The organism is Haloarcula sebkhae, from assembly GCF_014647415.1.
GTDB lineage: Archaea > Halobacteriota > Halobacteria > Halobacteriales > Haloarculaceae > Haloarcula > Haloarcula sebkhae.
The window spans coordinates 87,055-101,922 of the sequence record NZ_BMPD01000009.1 but is presented as its reverse complement, the minus strand read 5'-3'; the positions used below and the strand labels follow the sequence as shown (position 1 = coordinate 101,922).

Sequence of the window (14,868 nt, the reverse complement as noted above, 5' to 3'; positions counted from 1 at the left end):
CGGCAGTATCGGTTGGCCGGCAGTTATCTATGCAAGCTCTTCGTATATGAATTAAACCATGTCTGGTCATGGCCCCAGCGTCGCCATCGCCTGTCAGGGCGGCGGCAGCCACAGCGCGTTTACCGCCGGTGCGCTGCAACGACTCCTGCCAGCGGTCGAGGACGAGTACGATCTCGTGGGGTTGAGTGGCACCTCCGGCGGCGCTCTGTGTGCGGTCACTGCCTGGTACGGCCTGCTCAGTGAGGGCCCCGACTATGCCGGGGCACTACTGGAGGAGGTCTGGTGTGATGTCGCCGCGACGACGCCGCCCTCGTTCCTGCTGAACGAATCTCTCGTGTGGCACAAGCGACTGCAGAACCGGATGCTCCCCGTGGCTGATATCTCGCCCTACGCGGCATCGGGCGCTGTCGGCCACGACTGGTATCTGTCGCTGCTTGACCGCCACATCGCGTTCGAGGAGTTCGACAGCCTCGCCGAGGAGGCCCCGCCACACGTGACCGTCGGCACAGTCAACGTCAACAACGGCGTGTTCGAGACGTTCAGCGACGCTGCCATCACACCGAAGGCGGTGCTTGCCTCGGCCGCGTTCCCGCTGCTGTACAAAGCGGTCGAGTTGAACGGCCACTGGCACTGGGACGGCCTATTCTCACAGAACCCGCCGATCAGGGAGTTCCTGACCAGTGACCGGCCAAAACCGGACGAGATCTGGGTCATCCAGATCGAACCACAGACTCGCGACGATCGCCCAACATCGCTGGCAGAGATCACCGACCGCCGGCAGGAGCTGTCCGGGAATCTCTCGCTGAATCAGGAGCTGTTCTTCGTCCGGAAAGTCAACGACTGGGTCGAAAAAGGGTATCTCCCGGACGATTTCAAACACGTGGAGATACGGCGACTAGGACTCGATGAAAAGCTGACAGCAGCCTCGAAACGCGACCGCGATCCCCGGTTTATCGAGGACCTCATGGAAACGGGCCGAGCCGAAGCCGACGCGTTTCTGGATCGGGTGCCGGAAGATGCAACCGAACCGTCTGTTCAGTAACTCTTCGCGAAGTACGCCGTCTCCTCGGCGTCCTCGCCACAGATGGCGCAATCGTCGTGGATTGGCTCCTCGTCGCGGTCGAGTGGGACCATCACAATCTCGGCCGCAATCGCGTCCTTGATCGGCTCCTCGCAGTCCTCGTCGCCACACCAGCCACACTTCACGTAGCCGCCGTGCTGGCCGATGGTGCCGAGGATTTCCTCGCGGGACTCGGCCTCGCGGATTTCGCCCTCCAGCGTCTCCTCAGCGTCGGCGTATAGCTTGGCGTGGACGGTGTCGAGGTGGTCGGTGACGGTGTCAGCGATGCCGTCGCGGTCGACGGTCTCCGTCTCGCCGTCGGGTCGGTGGACCAGCGTGGCCTCTCCGTCCTCAACCTCGTGGGGGCCGATTTCGACACGGAGGGGAACGCCGTGGAGTTCGTGTTCGTTGTACTTGAAGCCGGGATTGCGGTGTTCGCGGTCGTCGAGTTCGACGCGGACGCCGGCCTCGTCCAGTTCGGCGGCGAGGTCGGCGGCGTAGTCGATGACCTCATCCTTGTTGTCCTCCTGCCAGATCGGGACGACGACGACCTGATCGGGCGCGAGTGCGGGTGGAAGCACGAGGCCTTGGTCGTCGGAGTGGGTCATGATGAGCGCACCCATCGCGCGCCAGGACAGTCCCCACGAGGTCGTGTGGGCCGTGTTCTCTTCCTCGTCGGCATCGGCGTAGGTGATGTCGAACGCCTCACCGAAGGAGGTCCCGAGGTAGTGGGAGGTAGCGGCCTGCACGGTCTTGCCGTCGGGCATCAGCGTCTCGATGGTCGTCGTCGTGTGCGCGCCGGGGAATTTATCGTGAGGGGGCTTGCGGCCCTTCAGCGGCGGCATCGCCATGACCTCCTCGTAGAGACGGGCGTACTGGTCCAGACGGGTCATCGTCTCCTCCCACGCGCCGTCCTCGTCGGCGTGGGCGGTGTGACCCTCCTGCCAGAGGAACTCCTTGGTGCGGAAGAACGGCTTCGTCTCCGTTGCTTCCCACCGGACGACCGAGCACCACTGGTTCAGCCGCATCGGGAGGTCCCGATGCGAGCGGGTCCACTGCGCCATGAATGGCGCGATAATGGACTCGCTGGTGGGCCGAACCGCGAGACGCTCTTCGAGTTCGTCGTGGCCGCCGTGGGTTACCCACGCCACCTCGGGGTCGAACCCTTCGACGACGTCTTTCTCCTTCTCCAGATAGCTCTCGGGGATGAACAGCGGGAAATAGGCGTTCTGGACGCCGGTGTCTTTGAACCAGCCGTCGAGGTTGTTCTGGATACGCTCCCAGATGGCATAGCCGCGTGGGCGCGTGACGATGAACCCGCCCATAGGGGCGTAGTCCGCGAGGCCGGCCTTCTGGACGACCTCGGCGTACCACTCGCCGGGTGAATGCTCCTTGCTCTCGGTGATGCCGAGTTCCTGCTCGCCACTCATTAGGTGTGTCGTGGCCCACGGCGCTAATAAACTCCCCGAAGGGTGGTGAGCCACTGGCACGCTGACCGGCTCAGACATATCCGTTGCCCCGCGCCGCTAGAGCTATTGTACGGTCTGGTTTCAGGCCCGTTTCGGCCGAATGGAGAGGGCATCTCCGGGCTCCGGATCACCGAAGGCCGCCGCCGCAGACCCGCCGCGCAGGAACAGTTCCTGATAGGGGTCCCCGCCCCCCGCAGAGCCGGAAACGATGGCGAGAGACCCCTCTGGAACGGCCGACACGGCAGCTCTGACGACGACTTCATGGGACTCGTCGTTGAGTTCGACAGTGACCGTTTCCGCTGCCGGGTCAAACTCCGAGGTCCGAATCGAGGTCTTGACGTTCCCGTAGCCGTCGACGTGACAGACCACGGATTCGGGCGGGGCTGGCACGTCGTCGAGTGACCGCTCCGCCCCGAGCGACGAGTGATTCCCGTTTGCGATTTCGGCGACACGGCGCGGGAACACGTCCCGCGACCGGAACTGGCCGGTGTCCGCCGGCAGTTCGATCTCGCGGAACGTCGTGGCGTGGTCGGTAACAAACGAGAGGTTGTAGCCGGCGTCGACGGCGACGACGGGGACGCCGTTGTCCAGTTCGAGATAGCAGAGCGCCCCGCCGGTATCGGGCCGCTCGGGTGTCGATTCCGTTGTTCGCGGTGCCGTGTTCGAGTAAATCAGCAGGTCGTCGAACGACGGATTGTGGATGCCGAGCTGCGCGATCCAGAACCCCGTGGCGACCGTCGAGAACGGCTTGACCTCGGTCGATTGGACGGTCATCGTCGAGTCGGCGGCAGTGAGACGATGGACGACCTCTGAAAAGGCCGGGTCGGCCGGGCCGTAATCCGCGATGAGATGAACGAACGTGCTCATGTGAAGCTCCGGTCGCTACCACGTCGGTGCGCCTGTATAATCTTGTGCCTTGGTACCAGACATGAGGTTATCGAGCGTCCCTGACGACGCCGACACTCAGGCCCCAATCGTCGTCAATGAGGCGATAGAGTCGGCGACACGGCGTTCCATCCCCGTCCCGGTGAACCCCGGCGCGGGGTCGACACCCTGTGCGTAGAACTCCGACTCGCTCTCGACGAACTCGACACAGAGTGCGCGCGCACCGAAGCGGTCCAGTAACTCTCGGACGCGGGCCGCGAGTGTCACCTCGACGGTTTCCTCGCTAATGACGTGGTCCAGCCCGGACACTTCCGACCGGACCTGAATCGCTCGCAGATGGGTTTCGCGGCCGTCGTTGACGGCGAAGTACTTGTACTCTACCGGCTCCTCCCGAACCCGGGCCTGGTAGAAATCGCCCTCGTCACAGTTCGCCGGCATTCCGTCCCAAGAGTAGCGGGTCCGGGCGATGTAATCGCGATCCGGCTTCTCGAACCAGACGGACGGGACCTGACAGCCGACCTGTTCCAGGCCGTGCAGGGCGACGAGTCGGCAGGACAGCGCTGTCGTCGGCAAGAATCCGTTCCACGTCTCGATACCAGCCCTGTCGGCGTATCTGAGAGCGCTGAACGACTCGGGCCGGAGCGTCGTGTTGACGAGTGCGGCCAGCTCGTCGATATCGGCTTTGGCGACCGGGTTTCCGGGGCGGAGAAACTGGACATCAAACCCCCGGGCGGAGAGCCGCTCTGCGACGGCACCGAACACCGGGTGTTCAGGCTCGCAGATGAAGCCGATGCAGTCCATACCGCCACGTCTCAGCGGTCCGATAAAAAAGCCGCGCAAAACCGAACGACTGAGGCATCGTGGTTCCGAAGTGAGCACCTGATGAAACCGCTCAGTATTGGGGGCCATCTCGGTGCCGGGGGCTGGGACATCGCCGCCGTCGTCGTCCTCTCCGCTGTGGCCGGGGCAGTCCTGTGTGGACTCGCCCTCGCCGCGTACCGTCAGCGCGGGACTCGTGCGTATCTGTTGATTGCGCTCGCACTTGTCGCGCTGTTCACCCGGCCACTCATCGCGTTGTTGTCGGGGTTTTCAGTGGTTTCAGCACCGACCCACCATCTCCTCGAACACGCGCTCGATACCGTCTTTGTCGTCCTCGTCCTCGGCGCAGTGTACTACGCCCGGACAGTCGAGAAACGCCTCGATGAGGAGGGACTATGAGCGATACCAGATCACGGATTTACCGGCATATCGAGTCTCATCCCGGCGTCCACTTCCGAGAGCTGACACGGGCGTTGGACCTCGCGACGGGGCAGGTACAGTACCACCTGGCCAGACTTGACCGCGTTCACAGCGAGTCGGTCAACGGGCGCACGCACTACTACACGTCGTCGTTCGACCCCTGGGAACGCCACGCCATCGCCTTTCTCCGTCGCGAGACAGCGAGAGACGTTCTCGTCATGCTCATAGAGTGCGAAGCCGCCCGCCCCAGCGAGGTGGCCGACCACCTCGATATCGCACGGAGTACGCTCGAACACCATCTCAGCGGGCTGGTCGAGCACGACATCGTCGAAAAGCGCCGGAGCGAGGGACGAGTGACGCTGGCGCTCTGTCGCCCGGACCTGACGGTCGAACTGCTCGCGGCGGTTGACCCCAAAGCCCCCGACCGCCTGTCGGATCGCTTCACCCGGTTACTCGACCGCCTCTTCGAGAGCGGCTAGCTCGGCTAGCCGTGGACAGTGGCCGATTTCGAGTCCTGTACCACAACCCAATTGCACGGGCAGCCCATAGTGTGGGTGATGACTGAACGCGGGATTTCCCGACGCGAGTTCGCCAAGAGCGCCGTCGCCATCGGCGGCACCGCGGCGCTGGCCGCCTGTCTCGACCGCGGGTCAGGGACAGTCCCGGACGGAACCGACGATCCCTCGTCTCTCCCAGCGCGCCAGCACGCCTGGGACGCGTCGCTGGCGACAGACGACGCGGGGAACCACCGACTGTCGCGCCACCACGTCCTCCTGTTGCTGGACTACACCGGCGACGGAACACCGACTGAGGCCGACCGCGAGCAGGTCGAGACGGCGCTCCGGGACCTCGAACGGGCCTACGAGTGGAGCAACGAGGGATTGCTGTTCACGCTGGGGTACAGTCCGGCCTACTTCGACCGCTTCGAGGCCGACGTAGCCGGCGTCGACCTCCCCGAGCCAATGGCGCTCGCACCCTTCGAAGACCCCGAACTCGACACCCCCGACGCATTGCTGCACCTCGCGAGCGACGATGAGCGAGCGATTATTGAGGCCGAAGAAGCGTTGAAAGCCAATCGCGACAGCGCCAACGGCCACGAAATGAGCGCGACCTTTGATGGCGTCCTACGCGAGGCGGAGCGCCGGACAGGGTTCGTCGGGGCCGGTCTACCCGCCGAGAACCAGGATGTCGACGGGGTTCCGGACTCCGAACCGGTCCCCGAAGAGGCCCCGCTGTTCATGGGCTTCAAGTCAGGGTTCAAGGAGAACCAAGCCTCCGAGGACCGGGTGACGGTCGATTCGGGACCGTTCGCCGGGGGCGCGACCCAGCACCTCTCGAAAATCCGACTGCAACTCCAGCAGTGGTACGAACAGGACTCCCGGGACCAGCGCGTCTCGAAGATGTTCTGTCCGGCCCACGCCGCCGAGGACAAGGTCGAGGGAGTCGGCGAGAACCTCGGGACGGACAACGGTGCCGGCGAATGCCCCGAAGACGTGGTCGACAGCGGCCGGCGGGAGGGTGTCGTCGGCCACGCACAGAAGATGTCCCGTGTCAGGGAAGACGGGACACCGACCATTCTCCGCCGGGACTTTGATTCGACCGACGGCGGTGAAGCGGGATTGCACTTCCTCTCGCTGCAGCGCTCTATCGCCGACTTCGTCGGAACGAAACAGGCGATGAACGGAACGGACATCGCCAACGAATCCGCCGTCGGTCAGCGGGTGAACAACGGTATCCTCCAGTACATGACGGTCGCGCGACGCGGGAACTACCTGCTCCCGCCGCGTGACCTACGCGCACTCCCGCCGGCCGATCCGGCCTGACGGCTCCGTTGTCGTCAGGATACTTGATCACGATTCTCGACTGACTCGCGAGCGAGGGCGTCAGCACTGACGCTGTAGCGATACGACTGGGTGAAGTAGTCGGATATCGGTCCTTCCGTCGCCGTCGACCCAACCGGCGGGTCAGTCGTCGAAGACCCCGTACAGGTGATGACGACATCGTACCCCCACGACCGCTCGGTGACGGTATCAACGCGGCAGGCGAGACGCATCTCGGTGTATTCACCCTGCCACAGACCGTTGTAGACGCTCCGGTACTGGTAGTTGTAGACAAACTCACGGGCGGACGACTCGTTCAATGTCGCGGGCCGGTCGGGCCGTTCTTTCGGACCGTCGTGGAACTCGACGGTCCCGGTCGGAGGGGCAACGGTTGTCGTTGCCTCCGACGGGGTCGGTGACCCCGGCGACGGCGCGCCGAAGCAGCCTGCTGTCAGGACGACGACCCCGAGGACTGCAAGGCGAACAGATTGGGAGGGCATGTGGGAAAATGTACCGACCGATGACAAGTGCCTTGTGCCGTCTATATCCCGCCACGGCATTCGGCTATCGTACCAGAACGGTCTTTCAGATGAGGGCCCAAAGGCGGTTCATGAATCGACGACAGTTCCTCGCCAGTGCCGGTCTCGCCGGCACGACGATCCTGGCGGGGTGTGGTTCGCTGAGTTCCCAGTCGACACGCGCCCCACCGCTGGTCGAGAACCGCCCCGACGCCACGTACCGCCCAACCCACGCTGAAGGAATGGGGATGGCCGGAATGGCGCAAGCGGGCGAGTACATGGTCGGACTGAGCTACTCCTTTCCGCACCGCTTTTGGACGGTGACCGGGACGACGGCGGAAAAAGTCGACATCCGGAGCAAGGACAGCGTTCACCTGATGGCGACTGTCTGGGACCCCGAGACAGAGATGGTCCTCCCGGTGTCAGCCGGGCTGTCAATCACCGTCGAGCGCGACGGCGAGACAGTTGCCGACAAGTCCCCGTGGCCGATGATCTCCCAGAACATGGGGTTTCACTACGGCGACAACTATGCACTCGACGGCGACGGCGTCTATCAACTCTCGGTCCGCGTCAACGGCATGGGCGAGCGCCGACTGGGTGCCCTCGAAGGCCGGTTCAACGAGGCCGGCGAAGCGACGGTCGAATTCGATTTCGCACAGGGCACCCGCGACCAGCTCTCCTTCGAAGAGTTCCCGGACGCACAGGGCGAACGCGCGGCGGTCGACCTGATGAACATGGACATGGTGCCGACCTCGCAGGTCCCCGAAGTATCGGCCCTGCCCGGAACGGTGCTCGGGACGGACAAGGGAAGCGACGGTGTCTACGCCGTCACCTGGCTGCAGGATGCCGCGTTCCTCGCCGACGGTGAGTCGTATCTCGCCGTCTCGGCTCGGACGCCGTACAACCGCGTTCCCCTGCCGATGATGTCGCTGGACGGAACCGTAGACGCCGACGGTGAGACGGTGTTCCAGGACGCGCTAACCGCCGCCGTGCATCCCGAAATCGGCTATCACTACGGCGCAATCGTCGAGACAACAGCCCAAGAGCCGTCTGTTGGTGTTGAGATCGTTGCCCCGCCGCAGGTGTCTCGCCACGAGGGATACGAGACGGCGTTCCTGACGACGCCGTCGTTTTCGTTCTCCGGCGGCTAACCGCGATCAGTCAACCCACTCGACGTAGTCCGGGCACTCGTCGCACTCCACGCGGGTCGCCCATCTCTCACCGCGGTCGTGGTTCAACGGTGCCACCTTGATCACGGTAACGTTCACTGAACCGCATTTCGGACACTGTCCTGGGATTTTGGAGTTGGACATCGTAGGAGTTCCTCTTGGCTAATAAACAATTCTCAGTTGTCAGTAATGTTATTTTCCCCCTGAATTACGACTTGGCCGGCAGCGTACAACTCATAGCACAGTCAACAACTCCTGTAGAACAGGACTGTCCGGTTGCGGTTCTGAGAGGCCACACAGTTAGGACAGTGGTAACTACCCAGTAGGGAGACGATAAGGAATGTCAACGGCCACTCCCGGCACCATCCCAGATACTGCGGTGGACTGCAACACCACGCTTACGACCCGTTTCCAGTCAGTCGAACCACTCGGTGTAATCGTGACAATCGCGGCACTCGGCGCGGATACTCCACTCGTCTCCGCGCTCGTGAAAGGACGGTGCAACCCTGTGTATCCGGACAGCGACGACTCCACACTCTGGACACTGACTCGGAACCGGCTCACCAAACATGCATTGGTACTATCTGTAGAGTCACAATCCAATTCTTGTTTGATATTTCTTCCCTAAAATAACATAATACTCGTTATATTTAGGCGTTAATTGGCAGAAAACATAACAGACCGGTACAGTAACAGTCTACCCGATTTCACTCCACAGCAAACGGACTCTCCGTCTGCTGCCACGGCCAGCCCGGGACGCGTGTCTGGACCCCGGCCGCGAGCGCGGCGTTGAGATCATCAGCACCTGCGGTGGCCGTGTCGTCACCGTGGGTTCGCAAGTCCGCGACATGGAAGGTCGCCTCTGCGAGCAGTCGGAGCGGTTGCTCACCGGCGATCATAGCCGCCAGCTCCCGGCCGAGGAGTTCGTCGATAACAAAGCCTGGGTAATCGCCTGTAACGTCCAGTTCTCGGAGCAAACGGACCAGCGCGGCGACGTTGACCGCCCGGTCGCCGTCGGCGAATACCTCGTCGATAGCGGCCGCGTAGGCGTCGTCTGTGAGCGTGTCAACGTCAACACCGAACTGCGAGCCCAGATACGCTCGCGTTTCGTTTATTAGCGGGACAACGTCGTCAGCCCGGTTCTGTACCAACTCATACTCCTCGTGGACGGTTTCAGGCGTCAGTCGCATGGCGGTATCTCACGTGGCGGCCGCTTACCGCTTGTGGGCACACACGACGGCAACTTCGGGACCGTTCCGACCTCCGTATTGCGAAGGCTTTTATAACACGAGGGGAATACTGAGAAATAGAGGACGGTTTTCCGGACATCTCTCCACGTCCGGAGGCAACTCACCGATAACTGATGACTTTATTAGAGAGCGTACATCCCGCGGCACCAGGTCGGCCCGCACCAGCCGTGGACGGCCCCGCTACCGGGATGACCCGTTTTGAGCTATGAGCACTGTAGACAAGCAACTCGAAGACGTGAAGGCAACGATCGACGAGGAAGTCCCGCGCCGTATCTCCGTCTCGGATGTCACGTACGAGGGACCGGAACTCGTCATATACACGCGTGACCCGAAGGAGTTCGCCGCGAACAGCGACCTCGTTCGCCGGCTCGCATCGAAGCTCCGGAAACGCATCACGGTCCGCCCGGACCCGGACGTACTGGCCCCGCCGTCCGAAGCCGAATCGGCGATTCGGGAACTCATCCCGGAGGAAGCCGGCGTCATGGACCTGAACTTCCACACTGACACCGGCGAAGTCGTCATTCAGGCACAGAAGCCCGGCGTCGTCATCGGCCGCCGTGGCGCAACTCTGCGCGAAATCACGCAGGAAGTCGGGTGGACGCCCGAAGTCGTTCGGACGCCACCAATCGAATCCTCGACGGTCGACAACGTCCGGAACTTCCTCAAACAGGAGCGCGAGGACCGCCGTGATATCCTCGAACGCGTCGGCCGGCAGATCCACCGCGAGCCGATGTCGGACGACGAGTACGTCCGCATCACGACGCTGGGCTCCTGTCGTGAGGTCGGCCGCGCCGCGTTCATCCTCTCAACGCCGGACACGCGAATCCTCATCGACTGCGGGAACAAGCCCGGCTCGAACGGCGAGAAGCCGTATCTGGACATCCCGGAGGCGTTCGGGGCCGGGACAAACGGTATCGACGCTGTCGTTCTGACCCACGCGCATCTCGACCACTCAGCACTGGTCCCGCTGCTGTTCGAGTACGGCTACGACGGCCCCATCTACTGTACCGAGCCGACGCGAGACCTGATGGGACTGCTGACGCTCGATCACCTTGATACCGCCGCGGACGAAGGCCGGACTCCGCCGTACGACTCCGAGATGGTCCGCGAGGCGATCAAACACACCATCCCGCTGGAGTACGGCGACGTGACCGACATCGCGCCCGATATCAAGCTGACACTGCACAACGCCGGCCACATTCTGGGCTCATCGGTGTGTCACTTCCACGTCGGCGACGGCCTGTACAACGTCGCTTTCTCCGGCGATATTCACTACGACGACACGCGCCTGTTCGACGGCGCAGTCAACGACTTCCCGCGAGTGGAGACGCTCGTGCTGGAGTCGACCTACGGCGGCCGCAACGACTACCAGACCGATCAGGAAGACTCGGAGCGAAAGCTCAAACAGATCATTCAGAACGCCTACGACCGCGACGGAAAGGTTCTCATTCCGACCTTCGCCGTGGGACGGGCGCAGGAACTCATGCTCGTCCTCGAAGAGGCGATGCGGAACGGCGACATCCCCGAGATGCCGGTCCACCTCGACGGGATGATCTGGGAGGCGACAGCCGTTCACACGACCTATCCCGAGTATCTCCGCGACGGCCTACAGGACCGCATCTTCGACGAAGACGAGAACCCCTTCCTGGCCGACCAGTTCAACCCTATCGACGGCGGCGACGAGGAGCGACAGGAGATTGCCGACGGCGATTCCTCGATCATTCTCTCCACATCCGGGATGCTCACTGGCGGCCCAGCCATGTCCTGGCTCGAACAGCTCGGCCCCGATACTGACTCGACGCTTACCTTCGTCGGCTATCAGGCGCAGGGAACGCTCGGCAAGCGAATCCAGCGCGGCATCGACGAGGTACCCGTCGGCGGCAGCGGGCGCAGCGAGACGGTTCCACTGGAGATGAACGTGGAGACGGTCGACGGCTTCTCCGGACACGCCGACCGGCAGGGACTGGAGAACTTCGTGAAGACGATGAACCCACGGCCCGAGAAGATCCTCTGTGTCCACGGCGACGAGTCCGCGACACAGGACCTCTCCTCGTCGCTGTATCACGACCAGAACATCCGGACCTTCGCGCCGGAGAACCTCGAAACGTTCCGCTTCCGCTGATCTGGTTGCTTTTTTCGTTCATTCTCTCTCCCCGATAACCGGACGAACCTCTATACTGCAGGCGGGTGAAGCGTCACATATGGACATCACCCAGTATCTCGACGAACTCGAACCGGTCGGGATGGTACTCATCGGCCTCGTACTGTTCATCATCCCGGAACCCGCGACATCGACACTCGGGATCGGCCTGATGATGCTCGGCGGGGCATGGTGGTTCTACGAGTGGAACCGGTGAGATAACTCACAGGAGTATCAATGAATCACGACCGCATTCACGCGCAGGAGCCGTCACACCACCGCGACCGCTGGACAGTCGGCACGATTATCGGGATAGCTGAGCGGGACGGCCATTGCGTCGTCACCGTCGAAGACGGGGCCGGCGAGCCGACGGAACTCGTCGTCACTCTGGCCATCCGCGACCTGTTCGTCAGTCGGCTGGACATCGGCGACGACGAAAGCCCGGTCGGCGAGCGCGTCTGGTTCCGGAAGCGTGGCGGGCAGTAGCGAGCCGCTTACGCGTCCGGGCAGCGGTCGCGGTCGCTACGACAGGTCGACGGTTCGGTCGGCCCAGCGCCGGAGCTGGCCGAGCGCGTCCCGCTCAGCACGGGATACGGGGTTATCGACGCCCAGTTCGTCGCTGTCGAACGCGTTGAGGACGGCCAACGTTGCCCGGTCACAGTAGTCAATAAGCCGGCTGACCGATGCGAGGTCGTGCTGGAACGGAATCGTCGCATCGTTGACGAACACCGCACGGGGATTCTCCGGGAGCGCGTCCATCTGTTGCTCGGCACGGCGGGCGTTCTCCCGGGCGAGCGCGACCGCCTGATCGTCCATCTCGCTTTCAGCGCGCGGCGCACTGGCATCGATCCGGCCGACCCAGGCCGCCTCTGGCACGGTGATGAATCTGTCGAGGCGGCCGCCCAGAATTGTCCCGTCGCGTTCGAGTTCTGGCGCGAAATCGAGAACGACGACGCCCGCGGGTCCCTCGCTGTCGAGCCAGGCATCGAGGGCGGCAGCGGTCGTCCGCGTCTTGCCGGCGTTGGAGGGACCGGTAACGAGCGTCGACCCCGAGAGCGGGAACTGGAGGCCGGTCACGCGAGGAGTTCCTCCCGGAGGAACTTCCCGCCGAGGCCGACCATAGCGAGGCCAAGCGCGACAGCAAAGACCAGCACGAACCCGGAGAGCGGGCCGACGCCACCGCCGAGCTGCTCGACAACGAAGTTCGCGGCCAGCCCACCCGAAACAGCGATCAGGGATAGCCCACCGACATTAGCCACCAGCGAGTTCGACTCTGGGACCGCATCCGAGTTCAGGAGATAGAGGACGAGGGCAATGGCAAAGGGCGTGCCGATAGTGCCCAGCGCGAGCACGAGGACGAGCTGGCCGAGGACGTTCCCGCCGATGAAGGCACCCGGCGCGGACAGCAGCGCGACAGCGACGAGCAGTCCGCGGTAGCGGCTGTCCTCGATGGTGGTGCCCCAGCCGAGTTTGTCCGCGAGCAGGAACGGCGGGACGATGGTGTTGCCTCCGAGCGTCGACACAGCAGCGCCCCACAGACCGAGCAGGAACAGCCAGCGGGCGCTGTCGCCGACCAGCGGACCGAGGGCCTCAGCAGCGCCGACCGTCGTGAGGTCGCCGGAGGTGAGTACGCTCGCCGTCACCAGGAAGATTGCGAGGCTGTAGATGCCAAAGGCCACCAGCATCGACGCCCCAACGTCGACTGTCGCGAGGTCGTAGTCCTCGCGGGTCCAGCCCCGTGCCCGCATCGTGTAGGAGTGCATCGTGATGAGCGTGATGTGGACCGCGCCGCCCAGGATGCCGGCCGCGACCAGCGCGCTCCCGGACGGGACCGAGGGGACCAGTCCGGCCACCGCCGCGCCGGCGTCGATGGGCACGACGAACAAACTGGCGACGAACGCGACGACGACCAGCAGCACGAGGACTTTCGCGGCCAGTTCGAGGAACCGGTAGCCGCCGCCCGCCAATCCCGCCGCAAGGACGAGCGCCCAGACGACGCCCCAGATGCGTGCGTCAATACCGGTTACTGTCGCCGAAACCGTAGCGACGGTTTTCATAATGACGAGTTGTGCCACGCCGGCGGCAAGTACCGCATCGCCAACAAGCAGCCACGCCCACGTTTCGCCGAGGTTGTCCTCGACGACGGCGACGATACCGCGCTCGGTCAGCAATCCCAGCCGCATCGCGAGGTACTGGGCCAGCGTTCCCGCCCCTGCTGAGAGGACAACAACCCACAGGAGACTGTAGCCGAACGCACCCCCGGCAGTGACGAGGCTGGCTATCGTCGCCGGACCGGCGGCGATTGCGCCCGCAATCCAAGACGGTCCCATCGCTTCGACGTAATCACTGATTGTCCCGCTGCTCACAGCCGAACTATCGACGGTTTCGGTCGAACTCATACCTCCGGCTTGGGTGAGGCCCCCTGAAAATACTGCCGACATATTGTTCGGTGGTATTCTGCGGTAATTCAACTGCTGTACAGCGATTATGCGAAAACGACAGCGCTGGTAGAATTGACGCACTACACGCTCACCAGGCGGAACGCTACCAGAAGGAGTTCAGACTGCGCCGGCTCAGAGTTCGACGGTCCCGAGGTCCGATTCCAGTTCGTCGACGTGGTCGTTGTACGCGTCCACGAAGTCTGCGAACTGCGGGGCGTACTCGCGGATGTCGGCGGCCGAGGGCGGTTCGTACTGGGAGAGCAGGTAGAGGCCGTTGCTCCCGCCGACGCGGAGGTACGACGCGCCGTCGGTGTCCCACTTCAGTTCCCAGCGGGTACCCTGTATTCGGCTGGTGAACGTGCCGTAGTCGCCGCCCTCGTAGCGCTGGAGTTCCCGCGCGATCTGGTCACAGATTTCGCGAATGCGGCCAAGGACACGGTCGCGCTCGGCCACGACGCCATCTGTCGTCGTGATTTCCGGGAACTCCGTCGACACGTCGTCGAGCACGCCGTCGAGCGACGCGACGTAGTCGTTGAACCCCTCGACGAAGGCGTCGTAGTCGGCGAGCGCGGCCGCCAGCGGCTCCGGCTCTGGTGGCTGTTTGGTCGAGATGACATACGTATCCGAGCCACGCGACGGCGAGAACCGCAGGTACTCCAAGTCGCCGCCTTCGTACTTGACGGTCCACTCGCCGCGGTCGGTCTCGATGTCCGCCTGTCCGTAGTCGCCGCCCTCCAGCCGGGCAAGCTGGTAGGCGACCTGTCCGGCGTGGTCCCGGACCGCCGCGACCAGTTCGTCACGCTGCTGTGCAACGGCCGTTGCGTCGGCGGGGTCCACCGGTGGCCACTCTGTCACAGTAGACGGAAGCGACGGGACG

16 protein-coding genes are annotated in these 14,868 nt (G+C 63.6%); 8 read left to right on the top strand and 8 right to left on the bottom strand.

Annotated elements, in window-relative coordinates:
• Positions 1 to 58: 58 nt before the first annotated feature.
• Entirely contained in the window at positions 59 to 1,042 is a 984-nt protein-coding gene (locus IEY38_RS19380; RefSeq protein ID WP_188980388.1) for a patatin-like phospholipase family protein, read from the top strand.
• On the opposite strand, the gene proS is transcribed toward IEY38_RS19380, so the two are convergent.
• The 3 genes from proS to IEY38_RS19365 all read right to left on the bottom strand — a co-directional run bounded on the left by proS (position 1,036) and on the right by IEY38_RS19365 (position 4,215).
• Entirely contained in the window at positions 1,036 to 2,490 is a 1,455-nt protein-coding gene (proS, locus tag IEY38_RS19375) for a proline--tRNA ligase (protein WP_188851599.1), read from the bottom strand. The two genes, IEY38_RS19380 and proS, sit on opposite strands and share 7 nt — an antisense overlap.
• Before the next feature lie 120 nt (positions 2,491 to 2,610).
• A complete protein-coding gene (locus IEY38_RS19370; RefSeq protein WP_188980386.1) occupies positions 2,611 to 3,396 on the bottom strand; it encodes an SAM hydroxide adenosyltransferase in 786 nt (261 codons plus the stop codon).
• Positions 3,397 to 3,492: 96 nt separating this feature from the next.
• Positions 3,493 to 4,215, bottom strand: a complete 723-nt coding sequence (locus IEY38_RS19365; protein WP_188851603.1) for a hypothetical protein — start codon at positions 4,213 to 4,215, stop codon at positions 3,493 to 3,495.
• A gap of 81 nt (positions 4,216 to 4,296) precedes the next feature.
• Between IEY38_RS19365 and IEY38_RS19360 the strand changes: the two genes are divergently transcribed.
• The 3 genes from IEY38_RS19360 (at position 4,297) to IEY38_RS19350 (ending at position 6,476) form a co-directional block, all read left to right on the top strand.
• Positions 4,297 to 4,632 carry a DUF7471 family protein gene (locus IEY38_RS19360; protein WP_188980384.1) on the top strand — a complete coding sequence of 112 codons (336 nt, stop codon included), beginning with the start codon at positions 4,297 to 4,299 and terminating at the stop codon, positions 4,630 to 4,632.
• Entirely contained in the window at positions 4,629 to 5,132 is a 504-nt protein-coding gene (locus IEY38_RS19355) for a winged helix-turn-helix transcriptional regulator (RefSeq protein ID WP_188980381.1), read from the top strand. The genes IEY38_RS19360 and IEY38_RS19355 overlap by 4 nt, the downstream gene beginning before the upstream one ends.
• A gap of 78 nt (positions 5,133 to 5,210) precedes the next feature.
• Entirely contained in the window at positions 5,211 to 6,476 is a 1,266-nt protein-coding gene (locus tag IEY38_RS19350) for a DUF7405 family protein (RefSeq protein WP_188980379.1), read from the top strand.
• 14 nt (positions 6,477 to 6,490) lie between these two features.
• Here the strand turns inward: IEY38_RS19350 and IEY38_RS19345 are convergent, their stop codons facing one another.
• Positions 6,491 to 6,973, bottom strand: a complete 483-nt coding sequence (locus IEY38_RS19345) for a hypothetical protein (RefSeq protein WP_188980377.1) — start codon at positions 6,971 to 6,973, stop codon at positions 6,491 to 6,493.
• Between the two features lie 110 nt (positions 6,974 to 7,083).
• On the opposite strand from IEY38_RS19345, the gene IEY38_RS19340 reads away from it, so the two are divergent.
• On the top strand, positions 7,084 to 8,142 hold the full coding sequence (locus tag IEY38_RS19340) for a DUF7350 domain-containing protein (RefSeq protein WP_188980375.1): 1,059 nt from the start codon (positions 7,084 to 7,086) through the stop codon (positions 8,140 to 8,142).
• Positions 8,143 to 8,867: 725 nt separating this feature from the next.
• Here the strand turns inward: IEY38_RS19340 and IEY38_RS19335 are convergent.
• Entirely contained in the window at positions 8,868 to 9,350 is a 483-nt protein-coding gene (locus IEY38_RS19335; RefSeq protein ID WP_188980373.1) for a hypothetical protein, read from the bottom strand.
• 265 nt (positions 9,351 to 9,615) lie between these two features.
• Between IEY38_RS19335 and IEY38_RS19330 the strand changes: the two genes are divergently transcribed.
• From IEY38_RS19330 to IEY38_RS19320, 3 genes are all read left to right on the top strand, one after another.
• A complete protein-coding gene (locus tag IEY38_RS19330) occupies positions 9,616 to 11,532 on the top strand; it encodes a beta-CASP ribonuclease aCPSF1 (protein WP_188980371.1) in 1,917 nt (638 codons plus the stop codon).
• 79 nt (positions 11,533 to 11,611) lie between these two features.
• Positions 11,612 to 11,767 (top strand): hypothetical protein, encoded by a 156-nt coding sequence (locus IEY38_RS19325; protein WP_170098180.1) that lies wholly within the window; start codon positions 11,612 to 11,614, stop codon positions 11,765 to 11,767.
• A 20-nt stretch (positions 11,768 to 11,787) separates the two neighbouring features.
• Positions 11,788 to 12,036 carry a DUF7861 family protein gene (locus tag IEY38_RS19320; RefSeq protein WP_170098181.1) on the top strand — a complete coding sequence of 83 codons (249 nt, stop codon included), beginning with the start codon at positions 11,788 to 11,790 and terminating at the stop codon, positions 12,034 to 12,036.
• 36 nt (positions 12,037 to 12,072) lie between these two features.
• Here IEY38_RS19320 and IEY38_RS19315 read toward each other — a convergent pair whose 3' ends face one another.
• From IEY38_RS19315 to IEY38_RS19305, 3 genes are all read right to left on the bottom strand, one after another.
• Positions 12,073 to 12,627 carry a hypothetical protein gene (locus IEY38_RS19315; protein ID WP_188980362.1) on the bottom strand — a complete coding sequence of 185 codons (555 nt, stop codon included), beginning with the start codon at positions 12,625 to 12,627 and terminating at the stop codon, positions 12,073 to 12,075.
• Positions 12,624 to 13,949 carry a divalent metal cation transporter gene (locus tag IEY38_RS19310; protein ID WP_188980360.1) on the bottom strand — a complete coding sequence of 442 codons (1,326 nt, stop codon included), beginning with the start codon at positions 13,947 to 13,949 and terminating at the stop codon, positions 12,624 to 12,626. The genes IEY38_RS19315 and IEY38_RS19310 overlap by 4 nt, the downstream gene beginning before the upstream one ends.
• A 174-nt stretch (positions 13,950 to 14,123) precedes the next feature.
• Positions 14,124 to 14,828 carry a hypothetical protein gene (locus IEY38_RS19305; RefSeq protein WP_188980459.1) on the bottom strand — a complete coding sequence of 235 codons (705 nt, stop codon included), beginning with the start codon at positions 14,826 to 14,828 and terminating at the stop codon, positions 14,124 to 14,126.
• Between the last annotated feature and the right edge of the window lie 40 nt (positions 14,829 to 14,868).

What these genes read in the sequence shown, in the direction of transcription:
- IEY38_RS19330 (WP_188980371.1), top strand. Translation starts at nt 9,616, where the DNA reads ATGAGCACTGTAGACAAGCAACTCGAAGACGTGAAGGCAACGATCGAC.
- IEY38_RS19360 (WP_188980384.1), top strand. Translation starts at nt 4,297, where the DNA reads ATGAAACCGCTCAGTATTGGGGGCCATCTCGGTGCCGGGGGCTGGGAC.
- IEY38_RS19365 (WP_188851603.1), bottom strand. Translation starts at nt 4,215, where the DNA reads ATGGACTGCATCGGCTTCATCTGCGAGCCTGAACACCCGGTGTTCGGT.
- IEY38_RS19355 (WP_188980381.1), top strand. Translation starts at nt 4,629, where the DNA reads ATGAGCGATACCAGATCACGGATTTACCGGCATATCGAGTCTCATCCC.
- IEY38_RS19325 (WP_170098180.1), top strand. Translation starts at nt 11,612, where the DNA reads ATGGACATCACCCAGTATCTCGACGAACTCGAACCGGTCGGGATGGTA.
- IEY38_RS19340 (WP_188980375.1), top strand. Translation starts at nt 7,084, where the DNA reads ATGAATCGACGACAGTTCCTCGCCAGTGCCGGTCTCGCCGGCACGACG.
- IEY38_RS19350 (WP_188980379.1), top strand. Translation starts at nt 5,211, where the DNA reads ATGACTGAACGCGGGATTTCCCGACGCGAGTTCGCCAAGAGCGCCGTC.
- proS (WP_188851599.1), bottom strand. Translation starts at nt 2,490, where the DNA reads ATGAGTGGCGAGCAGGAACTCGGCATCACCGAGAGCAAGGAGCATTCA.
- IEY38_RS19370 (WP_188980386.1), bottom strand. Translation starts at nt 3,396, where the DNA reads ATGAGCACGTTCGTTCATCTCATCGCGGATTACGGCCCGGCCGACCCG.
- IEY38_RS19335 (WP_188980373.1), bottom strand. Translation starts at nt 9,350, where the DNA reads ATGCGACTGACGCCTGAAACCGTCCACGAGGAGTATGAGTTGGTACAG.
- IEY38_RS19345 (WP_188980377.1), bottom strand. Translation starts at nt 6,973, where the DNA reads ATGCCCTCCCAATCTGTTCGCCTTGCAGTCCTCGGGGTCGTCGTCCTG.
- IEY38_RS19320 (WP_170098181.1), top strand. Translation starts at nt 11,788, where the DNA reads ATGAATCACGACCGCATTCACGCGCAGGAGCCGTCACACCACCGCGAC.
- IEY38_RS19380 (WP_188980388.1), top strand. Translation starts at nt 59, where the DNA reads ATGTCTGGTCATGGCCCCAGCGTCGCCATCGCCTGTCAGGGCGGCGGC.
- IEY38_RS19310 (WP_188980360.1), bottom strand. Translation starts at nt 13,949, where the DNA reads ATGAGTTCGACCGAAACCGTCGATAGTTCGGCTGTGAGCAGCGGGACA.